At 51.9% G+C, this 19,552-nt stretch carries 19 protein-coding genes; 16 read left to right on the top strand and 3 right to left on the bottom strand.

The window, feature by feature from the left end; genetic code table 11:
* Positions 1–39: 39 nt before the first annotated feature.
* The 5 genes from NST26_RS17260 to NST26_RS17240 all read left to right on the top strand — a co-directional run bounded on the left by NST26_RS17260 (position 40) and on the right by NST26_RS17240 (position 3,869).
* Complete coding sequence (locus tag NST26_RS17260) at positions 40–549, top strand: GNAT family N-acetyltransferase (protein WP_036726510.1); 510 nt, start codon at positions 40–42, stop codon at positions 547–549.
* A 72-nt stretch (positions 550–621) separates the two neighbouring features.
* Positions 622–1,644, top strand: a complete 1,023-nt coding sequence (locus NST26_RS17255; protein WP_340952420.1) for a hypothetical protein — start codon at positions 622–624, stop codon at positions 1,642–1,644.
* A gap of 190 nt (positions 1,645–1,834) precedes the next feature.
* On the top strand, positions 1,835–2,458 hold the full coding sequence (locus tag NST26_RS17250; RefSeq protein ID WP_340952423.1) for a TetR/AcrR family transcriptional regulator: 624 nt from the start codon (positions 1,835–1,837) through the stop codon (positions 2,456–2,458).
* A 10-nt stretch (positions 2,459–2,468) separates the two neighbouring features.
* Positions 2,469–3,368, top strand: a complete 900-nt coding sequence (locus tag NST26_RS17245; protein ID WP_340952425.1) for a hypothetical protein — start codon at positions 2,469–2,471, stop codon at positions 3,366–3,368.
* A gap of 12 nt (positions 3,369–3,380) precedes the next feature.
* Complete coding sequence (locus NST26_RS17240; protein ID WP_340952428.1) at positions 3,381–3,869, top strand: flavodoxin domain-containing protein; 489 nt, start codon at positions 3,381–3,383, stop codon at positions 3,867–3,869.
* A gap of 599 nt (positions 3,870–4,468) precedes the next feature.
* Here the strand turns inward: NST26_RS17240 and NST26_RS17235 are convergent.
* Positions 4,469–5,422, bottom strand: a complete 954-nt coding sequence (locus NST26_RS17235) for a Gfo/Idh/MocA family protein (protein ID WP_340952430.1) — start codon at positions 5,420–5,422, stop codon at positions 4,469–4,471.
* Between the two features lie 101 nt (positions 5,423–5,523).
* On the opposite strand from NST26_RS17235, the gene NST26_RS17230 reads away from it, so the two are divergent.
* From NST26_RS17230 to NST26_RS17195, 8 genes are all read left to right on the top strand, one after another.
* Positions 5,524–6,480, top strand: a complete 957-nt coding sequence (locus NST26_RS17230; protein WP_340952433.1) for a helix-turn-helix transcriptional regulator — start codon at positions 5,524–5,526, stop codon at positions 6,478–6,480.
* Between the two features lie 186 nt (positions 6,481–6,666).
* Positions 6,667–8,529, top strand: coding sequence for a cache domain-containing sensor histidine kinase (locus NST26_RS17225; RefSeq protein WP_340952435.1), 1,863 nt, complete (start codon positions 6,667–6,669; stop codon positions 8,527–8,529).
* Positions 8,522–9,289 carry a response regulator transcription factor gene (locus NST26_RS17220; RefSeq protein ID WP_340952438.1) on the top strand — a complete coding sequence of 256 codons (768 nt, stop codon included), beginning with the start codon at positions 8,522–8,524 and terminating at the stop codon, positions 9,287–9,289. Before NST26_RS17225 ends, NST26_RS17220 begins: the two co-directional genes overlap by 8 nt.
* A gap of 130 nt (positions 9,290–9,419) precedes the next feature.
* Positions 9,420–10,709, top strand: a complete 1,290-nt coding sequence (locus NST26_RS17215; RefSeq protein ID WP_340952439.1) for an ABC transporter substrate-binding protein — start codon at positions 9,420–9,422, stop codon at positions 10,707–10,709.
* An 86-nt stretch (positions 10,710–10,795) separates the two neighbouring features.
* The gene (locus NST26_RS17210; protein WP_340952440.1) at positions 10,796–11,488 is read left to right on the top strand and encodes a hypothetical protein; all 693 of its coding nucleotides are present in this window, start codon (positions 10,796–10,798) and stop codon (positions 11,486–11,488) included.
* 19 nt (positions 11,489–11,507) lie between these two features.
* Entirely contained in the window at positions 11,508–12,422 is a 915-nt protein-coding gene (locus NST26_RS17205; RefSeq protein ID WP_036726527.1) for a carbohydrate ABC transporter permease, read from the top strand.
* Positions 12,406–13,254: a carbohydrate ABC transporter permease gene (locus NST26_RS17200; RefSeq protein WP_209873783.1), complete on the top strand. Its 849-nt coding sequence runs from the start codon at positions 12,406–12,408 to the stop codon at positions 13,252–13,254. Before NST26_RS17205 ends, NST26_RS17200 begins: the two co-directional genes overlap by 17 nt.
* Before the next feature lie 16 nt (positions 13,255–13,270).
* Complete coding sequence (locus tag NST26_RS17195; protein WP_340979530.1) at positions 13,271–14,620, top strand: FAD-dependent oxidoreductase; 1,350 nt, start codon at positions 13,271–13,273, stop codon at positions 14,618–14,620.
* Positions 14,621–15,032: 412 nt separating this feature from the next.
* Here the strand turns inward: NST26_RS17195 and NST26_RS17190 are convergent, their stop codons facing one another.
* Complete coding sequence (locus NST26_RS17190; protein ID WP_209873789.1) at positions 15,033–16,274, bottom strand: MDR family MFS transporter; 1,242 nt, start codon at positions 16,272–16,274, stop codon at positions 15,033–15,035.
* Positions 16,275–16,418: 144 nt separating this feature from the next.
* On the opposite strand from NST26_RS17190, the gene NST26_RS17185 reads away from it, so the two are divergent.
* Positions 16,419–18,203 (top strand): ABC transporter substrate-binding protein, encoded by a 1,785-nt coding sequence (locus NST26_RS17185; protein WP_340979529.1) that lies wholly within the window; start codon positions 16,419–16,421, stop codon positions 18,201–18,203.
* A gap of 81 nt (positions 18,204–18,284) precedes the next feature.
* Here the strand turns inward: NST26_RS17185 and NST26_RS17180 are convergent, their stop codons facing one another.
* Positions 18,285–18,458: a hypothetical protein gene (locus NST26_RS17180; RefSeq protein ID WP_200869554.1), complete on the bottom strand. Its 174-nt coding sequence runs from the start codon at positions 18,456–18,458 to the stop codon at positions 18,285–18,287.
* Between the two features lie 170 nt (positions 18,459–18,628).
* Here NST26_RS17180 and NST26_RS17175 point away from each other — a divergent pair, with 170 nt between their 5' ends.
* Both NST26_RS17175 and NST26_RS17170 read left to right on the top strand, forming a co-directional pair.
* A complete protein-coding gene (locus NST26_RS17175; protein WP_340979528.1) occupies positions 18,629–18,934 on the top strand; it encodes a hypothetical protein in 306 nt (101 codons plus the stop codon).
* 90 nt (positions 18,935–19,024) lie between these two features.
* A complete protein-coding gene (locus tag NST26_RS17170) occupies positions 19,025–19,522 on the top strand; it encodes an AAA family ATPase (RefSeq protein WP_209873797.1) in 498 nt (165 codons plus the stop codon).
* Positions 19,523–19,552 lie beyond the last annotated feature (30 nt).

The following is a 19,552-nucleotide window of genomic DNA, read 5'->3' as shown; positions in this document are numbered from 1 at the left end:
ATGATGGGTAGTAAACAAAAACGGTTGAGGTGAACCTGAATGGAACTTGGAATCGAGCTGGTTCCTAAAGAGCAGAAGCAGATTATCAGCAGATTAATGCAGTTCTACTTGTATGACTTTACCCGCTATCTGGAGCTGCAGGTCGACCGTGAAGGATTGTTCCCGTCCTATCCGGGACTTGAGGCTTACTGGAGCAGCGGTAAAAATAAATTCGCCTACCTGTTCACTGTAGATGGCAATGTCGCAGGCTTTGCCCTGATCGACCGTCTGCTGCGCGACCCGGAGGGCGAGTTCTATATGACGGAGTTTTTTGTAATGCAGCGCTACCGGCGCAGCGGCGTAGGGACCTGGGCCGCACACCGGCTGTTCGATATGTTCCCCGGCAACTGGAAGGTGTCACAGATTCGTGCCAACACTCCAGCACGGGATTTCTGGCACCGGGTTATCGGAGCTTACACCGGCGGTGATTTCCAGGAGCGGTTCAACTCCCGCCAAGGCAATCCAAGTCAATACTTCAGCACATTAAATACGAATAGGGTTAAGAAATAAAATTACCTATTCCTGGCAGGCTTCAGCGCAACTTTGGATCGTATCCAGCGTCTGGTAACTGAGGTGATTAGATTGTCCAAGCAAATGAGCTTATGGGGAGCGGGCTGTATAGCAGTTGCAATAGCAATCAGCACAGGCTGCAGCAATGCTTCGGATCAGAATTCTTCGGGTGCAGAACATACCGATCTGGCATCAGCAACGCCCGCAGCTGCTACTGCTGCAATAACTGCTCCTGCAACCGCGGTTCCGGCTCCGTCTGCAACTGCCGCGCCTGCTGTTAAATCCGTGTCGCTGATTCCCGAAGTACGGGAGTATACAGGAAGCGGCAGTGGCTACGAGCTGGATGGCGTCAATGTCCAAGCGGATTATTCCGCAGACCAGACCTTACCGCTCGGGGTATTTCTGCCGGAGACGATGATCCGTTTTGAACAGGATGGCAGAACGGCATGGGGGACAGAGGACAAGCATAATTATATTACGTTAATTAAGCTAAGCTCTGCGAAGGATGCAGCTGGAGGGAAGTTTGAGCCGGGCACGGACCGGAGGCTGCTGAAGTTCAAGGAATATGAAGGGAGCAGGATGGAGGAGGACCGGAGGGTTGAGGCATTTATTTTCACAGCCTATAACGATTCTTACCGGGCCGAGATCCATATTCAGGATGAGCAACGCGATAAGCTGCTTCCACTCTTCACATCCATGCTGAGTGGTATGGAATACCTGGAGAAGCAACCCCCGATTAAGCCGGGAGTGTTCTTCATAGCCCCTGATGTAGGTACAAGTCCAGGCAACAAGCAAGCGCTCCAGGAGACACTGGACTGTATTGCAGCTTGGGCAGCTAAGGACAAAGAGAAATTTGCTGCAACTATGCAATCACCGCAGCTTAATGAAGCTCTGCAGTTCCTGCTGGATAAGAAGAATGTCTACCGCTTCAATAAACTGACCGTAGCCGGAATTCCTATCGAGGGAACCAAGCGGGCGGGCTTCTATGTGGAGTTTACCCAGATGACCTCTGAGGGCTATATTACTGAGGGCACTTACGAGATTTCATTGCTGCCGAATAAGCAGGGGGAGTGGAAGATCGCTAATATTGATTAGGCAGAGCATCTGCCGAAGCTCGAAAGCTTGAGACACCTGCGGGGTTTCAGGCTTTTTTTGCTGTAATGTATTAATAATCACAACCTTCCCAGGTTCCGGCGTCTATAATCTAAGTTGAACGATGTTCAAAACCATTACAGTGTTCAACGAAGCGGAACAGCAACACCCTGACAGAAGGAGTCTAACAATCATGGGCAAAGCAGAGAGACAAGAGCAGGAGCGCGAAGCGATGCGTAATCTGATTCTGACTACGGCTGGCGAGCTGCTGGCGGAGAGGGGGATCAGGCAGCTGTCGATTCGCAAAATCGCTGAACGGATGGAGTATTCGGCCGGCATTATTTATCACTATTTTCAGGGAAAAGAGGACATTGTGGAGCAGCTTCTTCAGCGGGGCTACCGGGAGCTAATGGGCGGACTAATTGCCGGATCAGAAGCTTCGCCGGATGAAACATCTCCAGAAGAGCGCTTAAGACGCACGCTGAGACAGTTCATTAAGATCACAACCGCAGAAGGCTCACAGTACCGGAGTATGATGCTGAATGATTCGCCGTCTGTGCTTAGCCACACCGGGGTGTTGCATCAGGGGGCTGCCCTGGAACGCAGCGGGATCGCGGGTCTCTGTGATACGCTCCGTCAATTCAGCGGGATGGCCTCCTGTGAGGAGAGGGAGCTAGAGCTCACCGCCCAAATCATCTGGAGCGCAGCATTCGGGCTGATTATGAGGCTGATGGTGGAGGAGAATCTGCCTGAGGCGCAGAAGGAGGCTCTGATTACCCGGCACATAGAAGCCATGGTGCATATTGCACAAGGATAGGAGGATTAGAATGAGCCATAGACGAACCATTACTTTTTTAACGTGGATGGTGATAGTGCTTGGTGTTGTTGCGTCAGGCATCGGGCTATTTTCAGGGGAAGGAGCTGAGAAAGGGGGGAGCCATCCAATTTACACATCCATCCGGGGAGAACAGATTGAATTGTACGGAAGCGGAATCTACAAGAATGATTCTTTGTCCGCAGCAGCCCAGGCGATCGCTCAGGATGGCGTTACTTTAGTGGTGGGCATTCCTTTGCTGCTCGTATCACTGCTGCTGAGTCTCAGAGGAACGATCCGGGGTCGGTTGCTGCTGGCCGGAGCGCTCGGATACTTCACCTATACCTATGCTTCATATTGTTTTTTGGCCATGTATAATGATCTGTTTTTGGTCTACGTCTTGCTGTTCTCGGGCAGCTTATTTGCATTTATTTTGGTCTTTCGCTCGGTGGAGCGGGAGGGGGTGTTGATGAAGACGAAGCTTCCGGGGGTAAGCATTGGCTTCATCCTGCTGCTGATCGCCTTCCTGATTATTATGCTATGGCTGGGCCGGATTGCCGGCGGCTGGCGGAATGGAACCGCACCTGCTCTGCTTGAGCATTACACCACGCTGGTGATTCAGGCACTGGATTTAGCTGTATTGCTTCCGCTCATGGTTCTGACAGGGGCATTGCTCGTCCGCAGGCAGTCTTATGGTTACCTTCTGGCTCCAGTCGTCCTGGTAAAAGCCGCCACCCTGCTGACCTCCATCTCCTCCATGATGATTGGGATGCTGAGGGCAGGAGTTCATGTCTCGATGGTAGAGTTGATCCTGTTCCCAATCTTCAATCTGGCAGTCATCTGGTGTCTCATTCTTGTACTGCGCAACGCGCAGGAACCCGCACCACCTGCAAGCCCATTACCTATAGAATAGAGGCGGACTTAAGTGAGCAACCGGATATTGATCGTGTATGCAAGCAAATACGGATGTACGGAAAAAGCCGCTTTACTGCTGCAAGCCAGGCTGAACGCGGCCGAAGTGGTGAATCTGAGAACTGGCAAGTTGCCGGTTCTAACTGGCTATGACACAGTAATCCTAGGCGGCTCCATCTACTATGGCAGAATCCGGAAGGAGATGACTGCATTCACAGCAACGCACAAGCAAGAGCTTTTAACCAAACGGCTGGGATTGTTCATCTGTGCAGGAATGACAGGGGAGAAGGGGGAGGAGGAACTGAAGCAGGCTTACCCTGAGATTATCTACAACAAGGCGCTTGCCAGGGAGATCATGGGCGATGAGATCTACCCGGACCGGATATCTGCCTTAGACAAGTGGATTCTGCGTATGGTAAAAGGTAAGGAGCACAAGACAGGAGGCGGGCTGTCCATGGATAAGCTGGAACGCTTTGCGCATACGATGTCGGCAGGCGAGTAGGGTAGGGGACGAGGGATAGTTGTAATGAGCAGAGACTGAAAAGTAACATAAAAATAATTATGTTAACTTGAGCAATATCCCCTCACCGATTAATCGCCAAACGTCTAGCCCCAAACATCGCATGATGATTTAACATAAATCTACACCCTATAATTATAATATTTCATTATATGAAAAATTCATAATAGGAAAACAAAATTACCTGCTCTCCTAATTACTACGCTTAAATCCGGCACACCACATTAACTTAGCAACTAACAAAAGGAAAAAGTGAGGCCAACCCCCTGCCAAAACAGGTTCTCGCTGTCAACCCGGGAGAGGTTTCGCACCTGAATCCTGAAACACGTGGAAAAATGTATCTTGTATCAACGCTTTCCGATAGATTTCCTTAAGCAATTGGAAAAACAGCATCTACTGGAGGCAATTATGCTTATTTGCGGGGAAACTGCCTGAAGAAGTGCCATTTTTCCAATTGTTACCCCATCCTGGGCGATTCGATCTTCAGCAAGTGGAGAAAATCCAACTAAGCCCCTCTCCAAATACAACTTTCTGAGGAGCTATTTGTTAAGCCTGCATTGACCAACTTCTGGGCTGCATAATCACAAAGCTACTGTGCCCGCTGTAAGCTGATCCGTCAGCTTACAGGCCATATCCACGGACTTCAGTGCAGATTGCAATGACAGTTGGGAGAGGGTCCCGTTCTGCAAAGAGAGCAGGGCATGCCGCAGGCTTTTCTCATAAGGATTGTTCGGGATTACCGGGATAGCCGTCTTGTCCTCAGAAGTATAGCTGGTCAGGCTGGCTTCAACCTCTCCGTTCGCAGCATTGGTCTCTTGGAATACCAGCTTGCCGCGCTCAAAATAAGCTTCGTAACCAACCGTGAACGGGTACGCTTCCGGCATCTGTGAAGAGACGGTTAACTGCGCACTAACACCGGCCTTAGCGAAAGAAGCATGAACCAGCGCCTGACCGTCCATACCTCCAGAGGTCCCCCAGACGGAAGTGGGTACAGGTGTGTCCAGCAGCCACGCGATAGCATCCAGGTCATGAATCATCAGATTGGCAGCGATGGCGGACAGGCCCAGATCCCCCCACACCGGTGCGGTCTCCCTGCGGAAGCTGACATGCAGCAGCTGGCCGTAGGCGGATTCACGGGCGGACTGTTCCAGGTATTCATAGGCATAATCGAATTTGATGAATTGATTGACGAGGATTCTGCGGCCATACCGCTGTTCGGCATCCAGCAGTTCCCGTCCTTCTTCAGGCTCCAGAACAACCGGCGTCTCGCAAAAGACATGTTTTCCCCGTCTCAGTGCCTCTACCGCATAGATCTTATGTAGCGCAGAAGGCAAACAGAGATCGATGACATCCACTTCGGGATCAGACAATATGTCCTCGATGGACGTTGTAACCTCTACCCCCAGCTCTTCCTTCAGCTTCAGCAGCTTGTCCTCATTTCTCCCGAAGACCACGATCCTGTTCACGAACTCCATTTGCTTCAGCAGAGAGGCGTGATACGCCCCGAATCCAGTTCCCAATATACCAATATTCATTTGCAGCAGCTCCTTGATTTTGATACATTCATCTTAACGCAGTATTGTTGACAACTGAGTGGCAAGAATAGATGACGAATAAGAAGGTTTGGGGGAGACGCATGCGGCTGCACCGATTGATTGCTATACTTTTACTGCTTGAATCCCGGGGCCGGATGAAGGCGAACGAGCTGTCCATCGCCCTCGAAACGTCCGTCCGCTCCATTTACAGAGATATCGATGTGTTGGCGGAGTCTGGAATCCCGCTGGTCACCACCACCGGGCCGAACGGCGGGATTTCGCTCATGGAAGGCTATACGGTGAGTCTGCGGAGACTGCATGGGGAAGAGGTGGTCCAGCTCTTTTTGACCGGGATGGGAATGCCGGCGGGCGGTTCAGGAGAGACCAGTCTGCTGCTCAAAAATGCGCTCCTGAAGCTGGAAGCAAGCTTGCCTGCTCCGTATCAAGAGGATATTCGTACCGCGCAGCGCCGGTTTCTGTTCGATGATACGCCGTGGTGGAGCGGTCAGGCAGCGGTGCCGTATCTTGAGATTCTGCGCACTGCGGTGTGGCGGGGACGGAAGATTGCGGCAGAGTACCTTAAGGTGAATGGGGAGAGCTCGCAGCGGAAGCTGCAGCCTTATGGACTCATCGTGAAGCAGGGGGAATGGTATCTTGCCGCCTACTGCGAGAGCGCCGGGGATCTGCGGACATTCAAGTGCGAACGGTTCACAGCCGTTACTTTATTGGAGGAGACCTATGCCATTCCTGAGCATTTCTCCCTCCAAGCATACTGGAGTCAAGCAGAGCAAGCCTTCGTTCAGACCAGCAGAGCGCGGGAGTTCTATCCGGTGGTCATCCGTACCCGTGTTAAGAATGAGCAGATGTTGCAGGGGCTGGAGGTTATGAATACCGGATCTGATGGAGATGCCTGGCTGTTTACTGTGAATATGTACGATTATAGCTCGGCCTGTGCGAGGGTGCTGCCGCTATTGGTTCATGCTGAAATTGTGGGGCCGCCAGAGCTGAGAGAGTATATCAGCAATCAAGTGCGAATGTGGGATAAAATGTATAATTGAAATAAGGCGACATAATCAACATTATGTTAACTAATTCTACAATCGAAGAGTGAAAATAATAAACCCCAGACCTTGCTTTTCAGCAGGTTTGGGGTTTATTGACTTTGTTGAACCGTACCTTTTCCAAACATAAGAGGATAGAATTCAATTACAGAACATTATACGATAAACTGTAAAGAGGTTTTGATGTCAGCTTACTTAACAAAAGGAGGGCTTGAGATGCTGCGGGGGCTGATCCTACAGTTGAGAAGAAGTAAAATGCGTACCAGACTGCTGCTCCTGTTCACCATGCTGACGCTGCTGCCGTTAAGTGTGCAGGGGATGGTGACGTACCGTCATTTCTCCTCCACCTTAAACGAGAAAACAAAGCAATATACGGTGGATGTCGCCGGACAGGCCAACGCCAATCTGGACAGGCTGCTGAAGGATCTGGAGCGGTTGTCGCTGATGCCTCTGTATGACGAGCAGGTGTTATCTATTCTGGCTAAATACGATGGTCCTATGGGCTCAGGCACATGGGCGCTGTCTGATGATTATCAGAAAATGAAGCTCTATACCTCTGCGCAGGCCTACGATCGCCCGGAAATCCGGGGCATTCACCTGCTGAGCAACAGCGGAACCCTGTTCTCCAACGTGGAGCCGCTGGCGGTCAACACCTCATGGGATGGCAGGCATGACGAATGGTTCAGCGCCCTCAAGCGGTCAGACGGCGAATGGATCCTTCTTCCTCCGCATCATCCGTCTTATTATGCCGGAACCGACCCCTCATCTTATATTTCGGTAGCCAGGGTGATCAAGGAACCCAGAACGCTGAAGCGTCTGGGCTACATACTCATTGACGCTAAGCAGTCAGCCTTCGGCTCCGTCTTCTCTAAGCTGAAGATTGAAGAGTCTACGAACCTGATGATCATTGACGGAGACCAGCGCTTGCTGTATGAGCAAAAGCCGGATAACGGGCAGTCGGCCTACGGCGAGCTTATGGGCTCCGGGCGGATTAAGGAGCTGCATGGCGGGGAGCGGGAGAGGCTGGGAGGCACAGATTATTTGTTTGTCAGCCATAAGTCCCCGTATTCGGGCTTAACCGTCATCGGCCTGACTCCCATTGGAGTGATGCTGAAGGAATCGCGCGCGATGATGATTTTTACGTTATGGCTTGCCCTCTTTTGCCTGGTGACGGTGCTGCTGCTCGCTTATGCGGTGTCGTACCGGATCACCCTCCCTCTGGTTGAGCTCAAGAGCAATATGTCCAGGGTGGAGCGGGGGGATTTCAACATGCGGGTCAGTCCGCTGGCGGGAGATGAATTCGGGCAGCTCGGGCGGGGATTTAATAAGATGATGGAGGAAATCAACCGCCTGTTTCATGAGGTACTCGTGATTGGACTCCGGGAAAAGGAGGCTGAGCTGTCTGCCCTGCAGAGTCAGATCAACCCGCATTTTATCTATAATACGCTGGAATCGATCAATATGATGGCCGTCCAGCGCAGGCATGATGAGGTATCCGATATGGTATCCGCACTGGGCAAGCTGCTTCGCTATACGATTGACAAGGCCGGCCGGCTCGTGTCGCTGGGAGAGGAGATCGCGTTCGTGGACTCCTATGTCCGTATCCAGCAGATTCGTTTCGGCGGTAAGCTGACGGTGCATAACGAGATTGAAGAGGATGTACAGTATTTACGCATTCCGAAGCTCACCATTCAGCCGCTGGTGGAGAATGCCATCGATCACGGGATCGCCGGGCGCGAAGAAGGGACGATCTGGGTGTCAGCGCTGCGTTTTGACAACGAGCTATTGATTACGGTCCGCGATGACGGGAACGGACTGGAGGAGGAGGAACTCACGGCGCTGAACCGGGAGATCGAACAATCTCCTTCCATGGATTCGCTCCGGCGCAGCGAGGAGGAGAGTCTGGGGCTGCGCAATATCGGCCAGCGGATCAAGCTGCTGTACGGGGAAGGCGGGAGCCTCACGGTTGACGGAAGTCCGGGGCAAGGGCTGGCCGTGACCATTACGATAACGATACCGGAATCAGGGGGAGAAGAGGATGTATAAAGTGCTGCTCGTAGAGGACGAAATCGTGATTAGACAAGGGATGCGCGAGCTGATTAGCCGGTCGGCGCCCTTTTTCGAGGTGACGGCTGAAATGCCGGGCGGACGGGAGGCGCTCCTGTACTTAAAGTCCGAGCTGCCGGATGTGATGATTACCGATATCCGCATGAAGGAAATGGACGGACTGGCGCTGGCCGAAAAGGTGAAGTCGATGTATCCCGGGCTGCTGGTCATTATTGTGAGCGGATACGGCGAATTTGAATATGCTCAAAAAGCCATAGAATACGGAGTTCTTCATTACCTGTTAAAACCGGTTGAACGTCATGAGCTAGTTAGCGTGATGGAAAAAGCACGGCTGCTGCTCGATAAACGTCATGGCATCACTTCCCCGGAACAGACGACAGGCCCGCTGCGGGTGGAGAGCGGAGGAGATACACGCAAGATCATACGGGATGTTAAGGAATATATCAGACTGCATATTGACGGTGATCTGCGCCTGCAGACGGTAGCTTCCCATGTCAATCTGAACGCTACGTATCTGAGCCAGCTGTTCAAGGGGGAGGCGGGCTGCAATTATTCAGACTATGTAACCGATTCCCGGATGGAACGTGCGAAGTGGCTGCTCAGCCATACCCAGCTCAAAATTTATGATGTCGCCCGCCTATCCGGCCATCAAAGCCCGAAGCATTTCATGCTGGTATTTAAGCAGCAGACGGGGATGACGGGTGGAGAATACCGCAATCAATTTAATAGTCATGAATGAAATGTTAGTTATTCTAACGTAAAACATAAATATAACGAACCATTCCTGTATTTTGGATGATTTCTACACCGAATACGTCTCCTTTATACTAAAAGAGTCATTAAAACTAACATATCAAAGGGGGATATTCATGAAAAAAGCAGGAGCAATGCTTCTTTCAGCCATGCTGCTGGGTTTAACGGCAGGTTGTGCCAAGCCCGCAGCAAGCGGAAATGCCGAGAGTCCCGGGAAACAGGAAGATGTGGAGTTAAAGTTCTTGATGTGGGGCAATCAAGGGCATATGGATGTGTACAACAAGCTGATCAGCCAATTCGAAGCAGACAATCCGGGTATTAAGGTGACTATGGATTCGGTGCCATTCACGGATTATCAGCAGAAAATATCGGTGCTGGCCGCAGGGAAATCCCTTCCGGATATCGCCTGGGTCTCGGAGCGGATGATCCCGCAGTTCAAGGCTAACGGGATTCTGGCGGATGTCTCCTCCTTCAAAGACGATGCTTCCTTTAACCTGGACGATTATATTCCGAGCACACTAGACTTGTTCCGGGACGGGGATCAATTGCTGGGCCTGCCGTTCTCAACACCGCCGGTGGTCATGTTCTACAACAAGACATTGTTCGACAAGGCGAACCTGACAGACCCGAATACGCTGGCCTCCGAAGGGAAATGGACCTGGAAGACCTTTGAGGAATCGGCCAAAGCAATTGCTGTCAAAGACGCTGGGGGCCGGGTATATGGCGCGAACTTCTTCCGTGACTGGAAGACCTGGGCGATTCTATCTTCGTACGCGTGGTCTTATGGAAGCGGCCCGTTCAATGAGGATCTGACTGCGTTCACCTGGAATGACCAGTACGGCGTGGAGACCATGGAGCTGCTGGAGCGGATGATGTATGAGGATGAATCCCATCCGAAAGCAGGCGAGCAGATCAGCTTCGACGCAGGGAATCTGGGCATGTTCTTCGACAACTACAGCTATGTCTCGAAAGCGCGTGACATTAAAGGGTTTGAATGGAGCATTGCTCCGATGCCGTCCGGCTCCGCAGGCAGTGTTCCGATGCTGGGCCAAGCAGGTTATACGCTGTTCAAGGACAGCAAGCATCCGGAGGAAGCCAAAAAGCTGCTCAAGCTGTTCGCCAGCCAGTCAGGCATTGAGGCGACATCCACCTATTTCGTACCTCCGCGCACATCAGTGCTCAATTCTGATGCGTTCCTGAATCAGCCGAACAACCCGCCAGCTGAGCACATCGTGCAAGCGGTTATCGATGAAATGCCGAAGGCGCGCATCATTCCAGGCCACATCCGCTGGCAGGATATCGACAATGCGGTGCTGCAAGGCTTTGACCGCCTGTTCGGCAGGTCCGCGTCCGCCAAGGACAATATGGCGAAGATGCAGAGCGATGTCGAGGCTATTTTGAAATAAGACTCCGGGCAAGGGGCCGTCAACCGGCGTTCAGCAGAGCGCAGCGTCCGGCTTGACGGACCGCCCGAAATGGGGAGCGAAATACAATGGGTAAATTGAAGCAAAGATTGGAGCTAAGCGGCTTGTCCTTGATCATCAGCCTTCCTGCCAATGATGTAAGACTGGCAAAGGCAGCGCTTGAGGAAGGCGCGGATGCATTGAAGGTTCATTTTAATGTCGGCCACCGGGCCAGCGGTACGCATTTCGGTGCGCTTGACAGCTATGAAGACATTTTTAGCGAGATCCGCTCTACCTTTGACGGTCCCTTGGGGGTAGTTCCTTCAGGCAGCTTAGAAGGTGTGGCGGAAGAAGAGATTAGGCGGCTTGCTCCGCTCGGTTTCGATTTCTATTCGATCTATGCCCATCATCTGCCTTCCTTCATGCTGGAGGATCACAGCTTGGACCGGACCTTTGCCATTAATGACACCTATGATCTTAGTCAGGTTCAGGCAGGGGCGCAATTCGGGATCACGGCGCTTGAAGCTTCAATTGTGCCTGGCAGCGAATACGGTACGGGTCTTAGCTTCGCAGATCTGCTGAAATACCGGTATCTGGCCGACCATTCCGGTCTTCCTGTGCTGGTACCTTCCCAGCGTAAGCTGCTTACAGGAGATGTACCATCCTTGCAACGTGCCGGAGTGAAAGCGATCATGTTAGGTGCGGTGGTGACGGGCAAGACAGAGGAGGAGCTGCGGCGTGCGGTTAGCTCGTTCCGTGGTGCAATAGACAAATTGAGCTAGGGGGGCGGTGGATTCCGGCATGAACAGAAAGGTCAAGAGACGAAACAAGGGTCCGCTTGCCCGCGAGGCACAGGTGACCGGATGGCTTTTTATATCGCCAATGCTGCTCGGGTTCACGTTATTATTGTTATTTCCAATGGGGAAAGCGCTCTATATGAGCTTAAATGACTGGCCGCTGCTTGGCGGGCACCGGTTTGTCGGTCTGGATAATTACAAGGATATTGCGGTGGACCCGCTGTTCTGGAAGGTCTTCGGCAACACGGCTTATTTCACGCTGGGTCTGGTGCCGTTTAACATTGTGCTGGCTCTGATGCTGGCGCTGCTGTTATCCCGAAGCCTAAAGGGCATTGGTATCTTCCGCACCGCGATCTTCGTTCCCGTGATGACTTCGCTGATTGTATGGTCCATCGTCTGGAAGTATATGTTCGCCACCGATTCCGGGCTGATCAATCAGCTGCTGATGTTGTTCAACATTAAAGGAGCCGCCTGGCTGTATGATGAGAGACTGGCGATGCCAGCCGTTATTGTGACAAGTGTACTGAAGAACGTGGGCCTAAATATGGTGTTATTTATCGCTGCGATCCAGCAGGTATCGCGTTCGTTATATGAGGCGGCTGAGCTGGACGGGGCGGGCAAGACCAAAACCTTTTTCAACGTGACCCTGCCTATGATTACGCCCACCGTATTTCTGACTGTAGTGATGACCGTAATCGGCTCGCTGAAGGTGTTCGGCCAGATCTATGTCATGACCCAGGGCGGACCGAGTAACAGCACCAAGGTGCTGGTCTATTACATCTGGGAAAAAGCGTTCAAGCTGTTCCAGATGGGCTACGCTTCGGCGCTCGCATTTGTGTTGTTCTTTGTCGTGTTGATCTTGACTCTGCTGCAGTGGCAGCTGCGAAAGAGGTGGGTATTCAATGAAGGCGACGCCTAACACCAGCAAAAGGCTGTCTGTAGCAGGAGTGTATGCTGCATTAACGGCGGTATCGCTGATTATGCTTGTTCCGTTTCTGTGGATGCTGTCCACCTCCTTCAAACGGCCGCAGGATATTTTCACCTACCCGCCGCAGCTGATTCCGCCGGTATTCCAGTTTCAGAATTATGTGGATGTCTTTACACTGATCCCGTTTCACCGCTTCTATTTTAACAGTGTCTATATCTCGTTTGTCGTCGTGGCGGGAACGGTGTTTTTCGCTTCGCTGGCCGGTTATGCTTTTGCCAAAATTCCCTTCACAGGCAGAAATGCTGTGTTTCTGGTGCTGCTCAGCGCCATGATGATCCCGCATGAAGTGACGGCGATCCCGATGTTCCTGTTCATGCGCGACCTGGGCTGGATTGACACGCATCTGCCGCTGATTCTGCTGCCGATCTTCGGCGCAAGCGGCGTGTTCGGAATCTTCGTGATGCGGCAATTCTTCATTACTGTACCCACGGAGCTTGAGGAGGCGGCGATGATCGACGGCTGCAGCCGGTTCCGCATTTACTGGACAATTATGCTGCCGATTGCCCGTCCGGGCATGGCCACACTGACGATCTTCACGTTCGTGTCCATCTGGAATGAGTTCTTCGACCCGCTTATTTTCATTAATACGCGTGAGCTGATGACCTTGCCGCTGGGATTATCGTTGTTTACAGATGAAGTGGGCACTTCCTGGCATTATCTGATGAGTGCCACCGTCATGGCAACCGTGCCGCTGCTGATCGTCTTCTTCCTGGCGCAGAAGCGGTTCATCGAGGGCGTAGCTATGACGGGGCTGAAGGAATAGCACATACCGAAAAGGAGTGGATGAAATGAATCCTGCAATAGAGGCAGATGTCGTTATCGTGGGGGGCGGCCCGGCAGGAATCACGGCGGCCATTGCTGCCGGACGGCTGGGGGCGCAGACGGTGCTCGTTGAACGTTACGGATTCGTGGGCGGGATGTCTACCGCTGCTATGGTCTATCCGTGGATGACCTTTCATACCGATAGCGGCGAGCAGGTGATCAAGGGCATCGCTCAGGAAATCGTAGACCGGCTGCAAGCAAACGGCGGTTCGCCGGGCCACCTGCGTGATACGGTAGGCTTCGTGCATACGTTGACGCCATACCATCCTGAGATTTATCAAGTGGTAGCTACAGATATGCTGCGCGAAGCTGGGGTGAAGCTGCTGCTGCACAGCTTTGTGGATGAGGTAATGGTGAATGACGGCGTGATTGAACATGTGGTGGTGACTAATAAATCCGGGCGTACGCCTATCAAAGGGCGCATCTTCGTGGATTGCAGCGGAGATGCCGACGTAGCCAAGCTGTCCGGGGCCGAAACGCTGCAAGGCCGGGAGGGGGATAACCGCTCCCAGCCGATGACGATGAAATTCAGAATGCGCGGCGTTGATTTGCACAAGGTCAAATCGTATATGATCAGCCATCCCGAAGAGTTCTACAGCAAAACGCCGATTGCCGAGCTGCCGGACCTGCCATTGACCGGGGTAAGCGGATTCTACTCGCAATGGAAGCGGGGCGAGGTGCCGATCAACCGTGACCAGGTGTTGTTCTTTGCCGGTCCGGCAGACGATGAGGTGTTGATTAACTGCACCCGCGTCCAGGGGCTGGATGCAACGAATGCAGAGGATCTGACCTTGGCGGAGCAGGAGGGCCGCAAGCAGGTGCTGCTCATGGCCGAGTTTCTGAAGCGCGATGTTCCAGGTTTCGAACGGGCCTCGATCTCAGCGGTTGCGCCGCAAATCGGCATCCGCGAATCGCGGCGGATTAAAGGGCATTACCTGCTAATCAAAGAAGATGTCATAGAAGGCCGCAAGTTCAGTGATGTCATTGCCCGCAGCGGCTACCCGATCGACATTCACGATCCGTCCGGCAAGGGGGTAACGGCCTCCTTCATCGCCGGAGACGGCGCGTACGATATTCCATACGGCTGTCTGGTATCCGCCAATGTGTCCAATCTGCTGGCCGCAGGCAGATGCATCTCGACCTCGCACGAAGCGCTGGCCACGACCCGGCTAACGCCAAGCTGCATGGCCACGGGCCAGGCGGCCGGAACAGCTGCGGCGCTCGCGGCGGCCGCAGGGGTGAAGCCGCAGGCGCTCGATATCCTTCAGCTGCAGGAGCAGCTGAAGCGGGATGGGGTAGTTTTATAGAGCTGCGGAGCGGGAATGTAATCGGAAAACCGATTACATTAGGCACTGGGAGGGTCCCGTAGGCGGAATGTAATCGGAAAACCGATTACATTGGGCACTGGGATGGTTCGTAGGCGGAATGTAATCGGAAAACCGATTACATTGGGCACTGGGATGGTTCGTAGGCGGAATGTAATCGGAAAACCGATTACATTGGGCACTGGGAGGGTTCGTAGGCGGAATGTAGTCGGAAAACCGACCACATTGGGCTAGTGCAGCGGCGTTTAGTTGCAGTATAATTATTATTTACGACATAATAATTATTATGTTAACTTATTAACGATCACAAGAGTTAAAAACAATGATAAGTATATATTAATAAACCCCAAATCCGCTTTACGCAGGTCTGGGGTTTATTTTCGTCTCAAATAGCTCAAGCACCAAGCTTACGCTGCGCACTTACTTCAGCAAGCTCGCGGATGCGGAGTCTTTTATGCGCGGTAATCAGGAAAGGAAGGCCGAGCGCCGTGGTCAGCGCAAGCGGTACGAATACAGCGGGCCCATTCAGAGCGCCGAACTGATCCAGCAGCAGTCCTCCGAGAATAGGTGCCATAACGCTGCCCAGATTATTGAAGCCGATCGTGCCGAAATAAGTGCCTTTCCACTCCGGCTTAGCAATCCGGTCGATCAGCATATCCATCATCGTGAAGAGCAGAACCTCCCCGACCGTGAACAGGACCACGCTGAACATCAGCAGGGGCACCCCCCCGGGCATCCCGAACAGCAGCAGACTAAGGGCTACGCAGACATTGCCCAGAATGAGCGGGATAATCGGCGCGAACTTGCTGGCTGTACGCACGATGGGATACTGTACGACCAGCACCGTGACTGCATTAAGCGACAGCATGTAAGAGAAGACTTGGCTGCCATTGCTGAAATGGGTGTTCATCGCCAGAAATTGCGCCAGTGTAGAGCTAAAGTGGCCATACCCGAGGACGCAGAAGATGGTTCCCAGCAGAACAGGCAAAAATACCTTATCCCTTCCGGTGACCGCGAGCGCATCGAGCAGCTTCGGCGTCCGCACTTCTCCATGAACAGGCAGACTGGCACGGTGCACCGAGAATTGCAGGAACAGAACAAGTCCATAGGCGATATAGACGATCCCTGCGATCACGAACGGGAAGGTGGACTTGGCGGAGCCGAGCTGGAGGCCGATAATCGGGCCGAAGACCACACCCAGATTCACCGCGGCATACCTCAGATTGAAGACCAGCAGCTTTTGCTCCGGCGGGGTGATATCTGACAATAATGCCCGTGAAGTTGGTTCAAATACGGCGCGGCACAGTCCGTTGAGCGTGTTCACCAAGAAAAACACCCATAAATGCTGTGCTGCGGCGAAGCCGAAGAATACACAGGCCCAGCCGAACACGGAGACCAGCATGACGATCCGGCGCCCGATCACATCCGAGATATAACCGCCGTAGAAGCTGATCATTACCCCTGCCAGCGAGCTGACGGCCACCGTGAACCCGGTTTGGGTAGCGGAAGCTCCAAGCACCTGCGTGAGATAGATCGAGAGAAAAGGAATGCTCATTGAAGTAACCAGCCGGCCGAACATCGTGCCGATGATGATGGTCCAGGCCAGCGGGTGAATGTGGCGCAGATGTTGTTTCATTTGAATCCCTGTCTCCTAGTCAATGGTTTGAATTTGAAGCATGCTTCTTAGCGAATGATTATGTATAATTGTATAGAACAAAGGGGGAAATAAAAGTGTAAGAATTACATATCACTTTTCACCTTTTAAAAGGAGCTTGAGAACATGGATACCAGCAGTACACATTATCTTTGTTTGACCGCAGCCCTGGCTCCGGCATATAACCTCCAGCAGCCGATTCCGGTGACGATTGAGCAGTTGACCGGTATCCTGTGCTGCACACCGCGCAATGTGAAGTTTATTCTGCGGAAGCTGGAGGAGCAGCAGCTGATTGCCTGGATACCCGGAAGAGGGAGAGGAAATCGCTCACAGATGACTTTTTTACGTCATGTAGATGAGGTACTGGAGGAGAGATTTCAAGAGCTGGTCAGCAAAGGCCGGATTAAGCCTGCTATCGAATTGATTGGTCAATACCCGGTTAACGAGCCGCTCAAAGAACGCCTGCTGGCGGTTCTCGATAAGCAAATGGGCTTTTGGAGAGAACCCGGCTCCATATCCGGGCAGGAGGTGCTGCGAATCTCCCGTAACCGTGCGATGGAGAAGCTGGACCCGGCCACCGTATACACCGCTTTTGAGACTTATTTGCTGGGACACATTTGCAGTACCCTGATTACCTATGATGCACAGAACGAGGTTTTCCTGCCGGGGCTGGCCCACACTTGGGAGGCTAACGAGAGCAGTACAAGCTACCTGTTCTATCTGCGCAAGGGGGTGCGATTCCACCACGGCCGCATGATGACTTCAAGGGATGTAAAAGAAACCCTACAGCGTCTGATCGGACTTAGAAGTCCGGCGATCTGTCATTTTGAGGATATCATTCATGTGGAGCTGGAGGGGGACTACGTTATACGGTTCGATCTGGTGCAGCCTAATTTCTTTTTCCTGCATCTGTTCAGCTCGATCTATATGTCGATTGTTCCATACGATGTGGATTTCGCTGTGCATCCGGTCGGCACGGGGCCTTATCAGGTAGTGGATCTGAGTCAGGATGTGCTTGTACTCGGTGCCTACGATTTCTACTATGGAATACGCCCTTTGCTGGACCGGGTCGAGATCTGGTACCTGCCGCATTTGGCCTCGGGGGTACGACAATATCAGCTGACGGGTGCCAGTACCAGCCTGAACAGCTTGCCGGCAGCGGAGGACGGGAGGAGTCATAATATCGATTATCCGGCTGTCGGGTGCAGATACATTCTGTTTAATTTTAGAAAAGAAGGCGTACACCATCATCCTGCAGTCCGGCAGGCCATGCGTATCCTCTATAATCAGCTTGCCCTGATTCGTGAGCTGGGAGGCAACCGGATTATGCCGGCAGACAGCTTCCTTCCCTGGCAGAGCAGCAAGTATGAGTTCGCTGAGCCGCAACTGGAGGAAGCGCGGGCGCTGCTTGAGGAAGGCGGATACAGAGGAGAGTCAGTGAAGTTGGCCTACCGGGCCTGTAAAGAGGATCAGGATGAGGCGATTTGGCTACAGGAGCGCAGCAGGAAAATTGGATTACAGCTTGAGCTGTATCCTTTAGGGGAATATGATCTGCCGGACTTGGTGAACCAAGCGGATCTTGTGATCTGCGAAGAAGTACTGGAGGATGACTGGCAGTGGGGGATGATTAATTATTTTCGCAATGAGTCGAATTATCTGCATCACCTGCTGCTTGACAGCCAGAAATCTGAGCTCACAGAGGTGCTGAAGCCTTTCGCCCGGCTGGCCGCCGGGGAGAGGGCAGAGATACTGGAGCTGGCCGAAGGCAAGCTGCGTGATAACGATTGGGTACTGTATGGCTGTCATATGAATAAAAAAGCGCAATTAAGTCAGAATCTGTTCGGACTGGAGCCCGGCTCCTTCGGATTTTTGGATATCTCCAAGCTGTGGGTAAAATCGGGGTTTGAGTAGGCACAAAGAAACGGTTGCTCTCCTGAAGGGGGAAGCAGGCCGTTTTTTTGTGCGTGATGCGGTTAGCGCTTAAGCCGTAGTTCAGACCGCTTGCTGCTGCTTGCCGTCACATTTTTTGCAGACCGTCAGCTTCTCACCCTCCGGGCCTTTGCCGAAATACAAAAGCTTAATCCGGGTGCTCCCGCAGATCGGACAGGTGCCCCTGGCCCGGGAGGGGGTAGTGTAAAGTGCTTTACCGCGCTTATTCTTGGACATGTGAATTCCCACTTTCGTCTGTAATACTCTATCCTATGCCCGGGAGCCGGTAGCGATTCGACGGAGATGCATTTTTATTGCGGCATAAAGGAATCTAATGAATTGTTTGTTTACTCTATTGTATGAATCTGGTAAAGTGGTTTTATACTATAGAGCTTGGAGGAAACGTAGTGGTAAAAGCATTGAAATGGGTAGCCTACATAACTATTGCAGCAGCCTTCATTGGGGGGATCGTAGCAGGTAATATTTTTGCACCGGAGCCGGAATTTTCATTTGATGATAAGACATTTTCCTGGGGATTCATGGTAACATTCTGGGTTAGCGGCGCAGTCTCAAGCATCTTCATACTGGGATTCGCATCCTTGCTTCAGCATGTTGAGTACATGTCCGAAAGACTGTACAATTTGGAAGAGTTAACGCGGCGGCAGAAAGAACTAACCGAACGCGGATTAACCCAGTTCTCCCAATCTTCATAGACTAATAGGAAATGCCTTGCCTTGGACTAATCCATGCAGGGCATTTTTGCTATTTAGGAGCTGCTGGTCAATTATTCGAAGGAGGGCATTATGAAAAAGCTTGTAATCGTAAATGGAACCATGGGAGTCGGAAAAAGTACGATTGTCAGTAAGCTGTATAAAGAATTAGAACATTCCGTATGGCTTGATGGAGATTGGTGCTGGTTAATGAACCCCTGGGAGGTTACCGAAGAGAACAAAACGATGGTAATGAATAACATCCATTATATGCTCAATCAGTACCTTGAGAATTCCATGTTCAAGTATGTCTTCTTCTCTTGGGTGATTCATAAGGAAAGCATATTCGATGAAATTCTTGCAGGCTTAAAAGGAAATGAATATGAGCTAATAAAAGTTACGTTAATGTGCTCTGAGGAAGAATTGATAAAGCGTATGCGTCAGGATGAGAGGAGCGAGAGTGAAATTGAAAATAGCATTAACAGGTTAGAGAATTACAAAGAAATGAATACACAAAAGCTGAATACGAACGGCAAGGAGATTGATGTCATCATAAAAGAGTTCCTACATATGATTGCTGGCGGGAATTAAAAAAGATAGCGATGAAGGCGCATAATAACA

Origin of the sequence: Paenibacillus sp. FSL R7-0128, assembly GCF_038002245.1 — a bacterium.
GTDB lineage: Bacteria > Bacillota > Bacilli > Paenibacillales > Paenibacillaceae > Paenibacillus_AQ > Paenibacillus_AQ silagei.
Note: the sequence above shows the minus strand (reverse complement) of the source record. Positions and strands in the feature narration are given on the sequence as shown.

Bases quoted from the DNA above. Each gene is read 5' to 3' on its own strand.
- NST26_RS17260 (WP_036726510.1), top strand. From the start codon at position 40: ATGGAACTTGGAATCGAGCTGGTTCCTAAAGAGCAGAAGCAGATTATC.
- NST26_RS17250 (WP_340952423.1), top strand. From the start codon at position 1,835: ATGGGCAAAGCAGAGAGACAAGAGCAGGAGCGCGAAGCGATGCGTAAT.
- NST26_RS17245 (WP_340952425.1), top strand. From the start codon at position 2,469: ATGAGCCATAGACGAACCATTACTTTTTTAACGTGGATGGTGATAGTG.
- NST26_RS17235 (WP_340952430.1), bottom strand. From the start codon at position 5,422: ATGAATATTGGTATATTGGGAACTGGATTCGGGGCGTATCACGCCTCT.
- NST26_RS17230 (WP_340952433.1), top strand. From the start codon at position 5,524: ATGCGGCTGCACCGATTGATTGCTATACTTTTACTGCTTGAATCCCGG.
- NST26_RS17225 (WP_340952435.1), top strand. From the start codon at position 6,667: ATGTCAGCTTACTTAACAAAAGGAGGGCTTGAGATGCTGCGGGGGCTG.
- NST26_RS17220 (WP_340952438.1), top strand. From the start codon at position 8,522: ATGTATAAAGTGCTGCTCGTAGAGGACGAAATCGTGATTAGACAAGGG.
- NST26_RS17215 (WP_340952439.1), top strand. From the start codon at position 9,420: ATGAAAAAAGCAGGAGCAATGCTTCTTTCAGCCATGCTGCTGGGTTTA.
- NST26_RS17210 (WP_340952440.1), top strand. From the start codon at position 10,796: ATGGGTAAATTGAAGCAAAGATTGGAGCTAAGCGGCTTGTCCTTGATC.
- NST26_RS17205 (WP_036726527.1), top strand. From the start codon at position 11,508: ATGAACAGAAAGGTCAAGAGACGAAACAAGGGTCCGCTTGCCCGCGAG.
- NST26_RS17200 (WP_209873783.1), top strand. From the start codon at position 12,406: ATGAAGGCGACGCCTAACACCAGCAAAAGGCTGTCTGTAGCAGGAGTG.
- NST26_RS17190 (WP_209873789.1), bottom strand. From the start codon at position 16,274: ATGAAACAACATCTGCGCCACATTCACCCGCTGGCCTGGACCATCATC.
- NST26_RS17185 (WP_340979529.1), top strand. From the start codon at position 16,419: ATGGATACCAGCAGTACACATTATCTTTGTTTGACCGCAGCCCTGGCT.
- NST26_RS17180 (WP_200869554.1), bottom strand. From the start codon at position 18,458: ATGTCCAAGAATAAGCGCGGTAAAGCACTTTACACTACCCCCTCCCGG.
- NST26_RS17170 (WP_209873797.1), top strand. From the start codon at position 19,025: ATGAAAAAGCTTGTAATCGTAAATGGAACCATGGGAGTCGGAAAAAGT.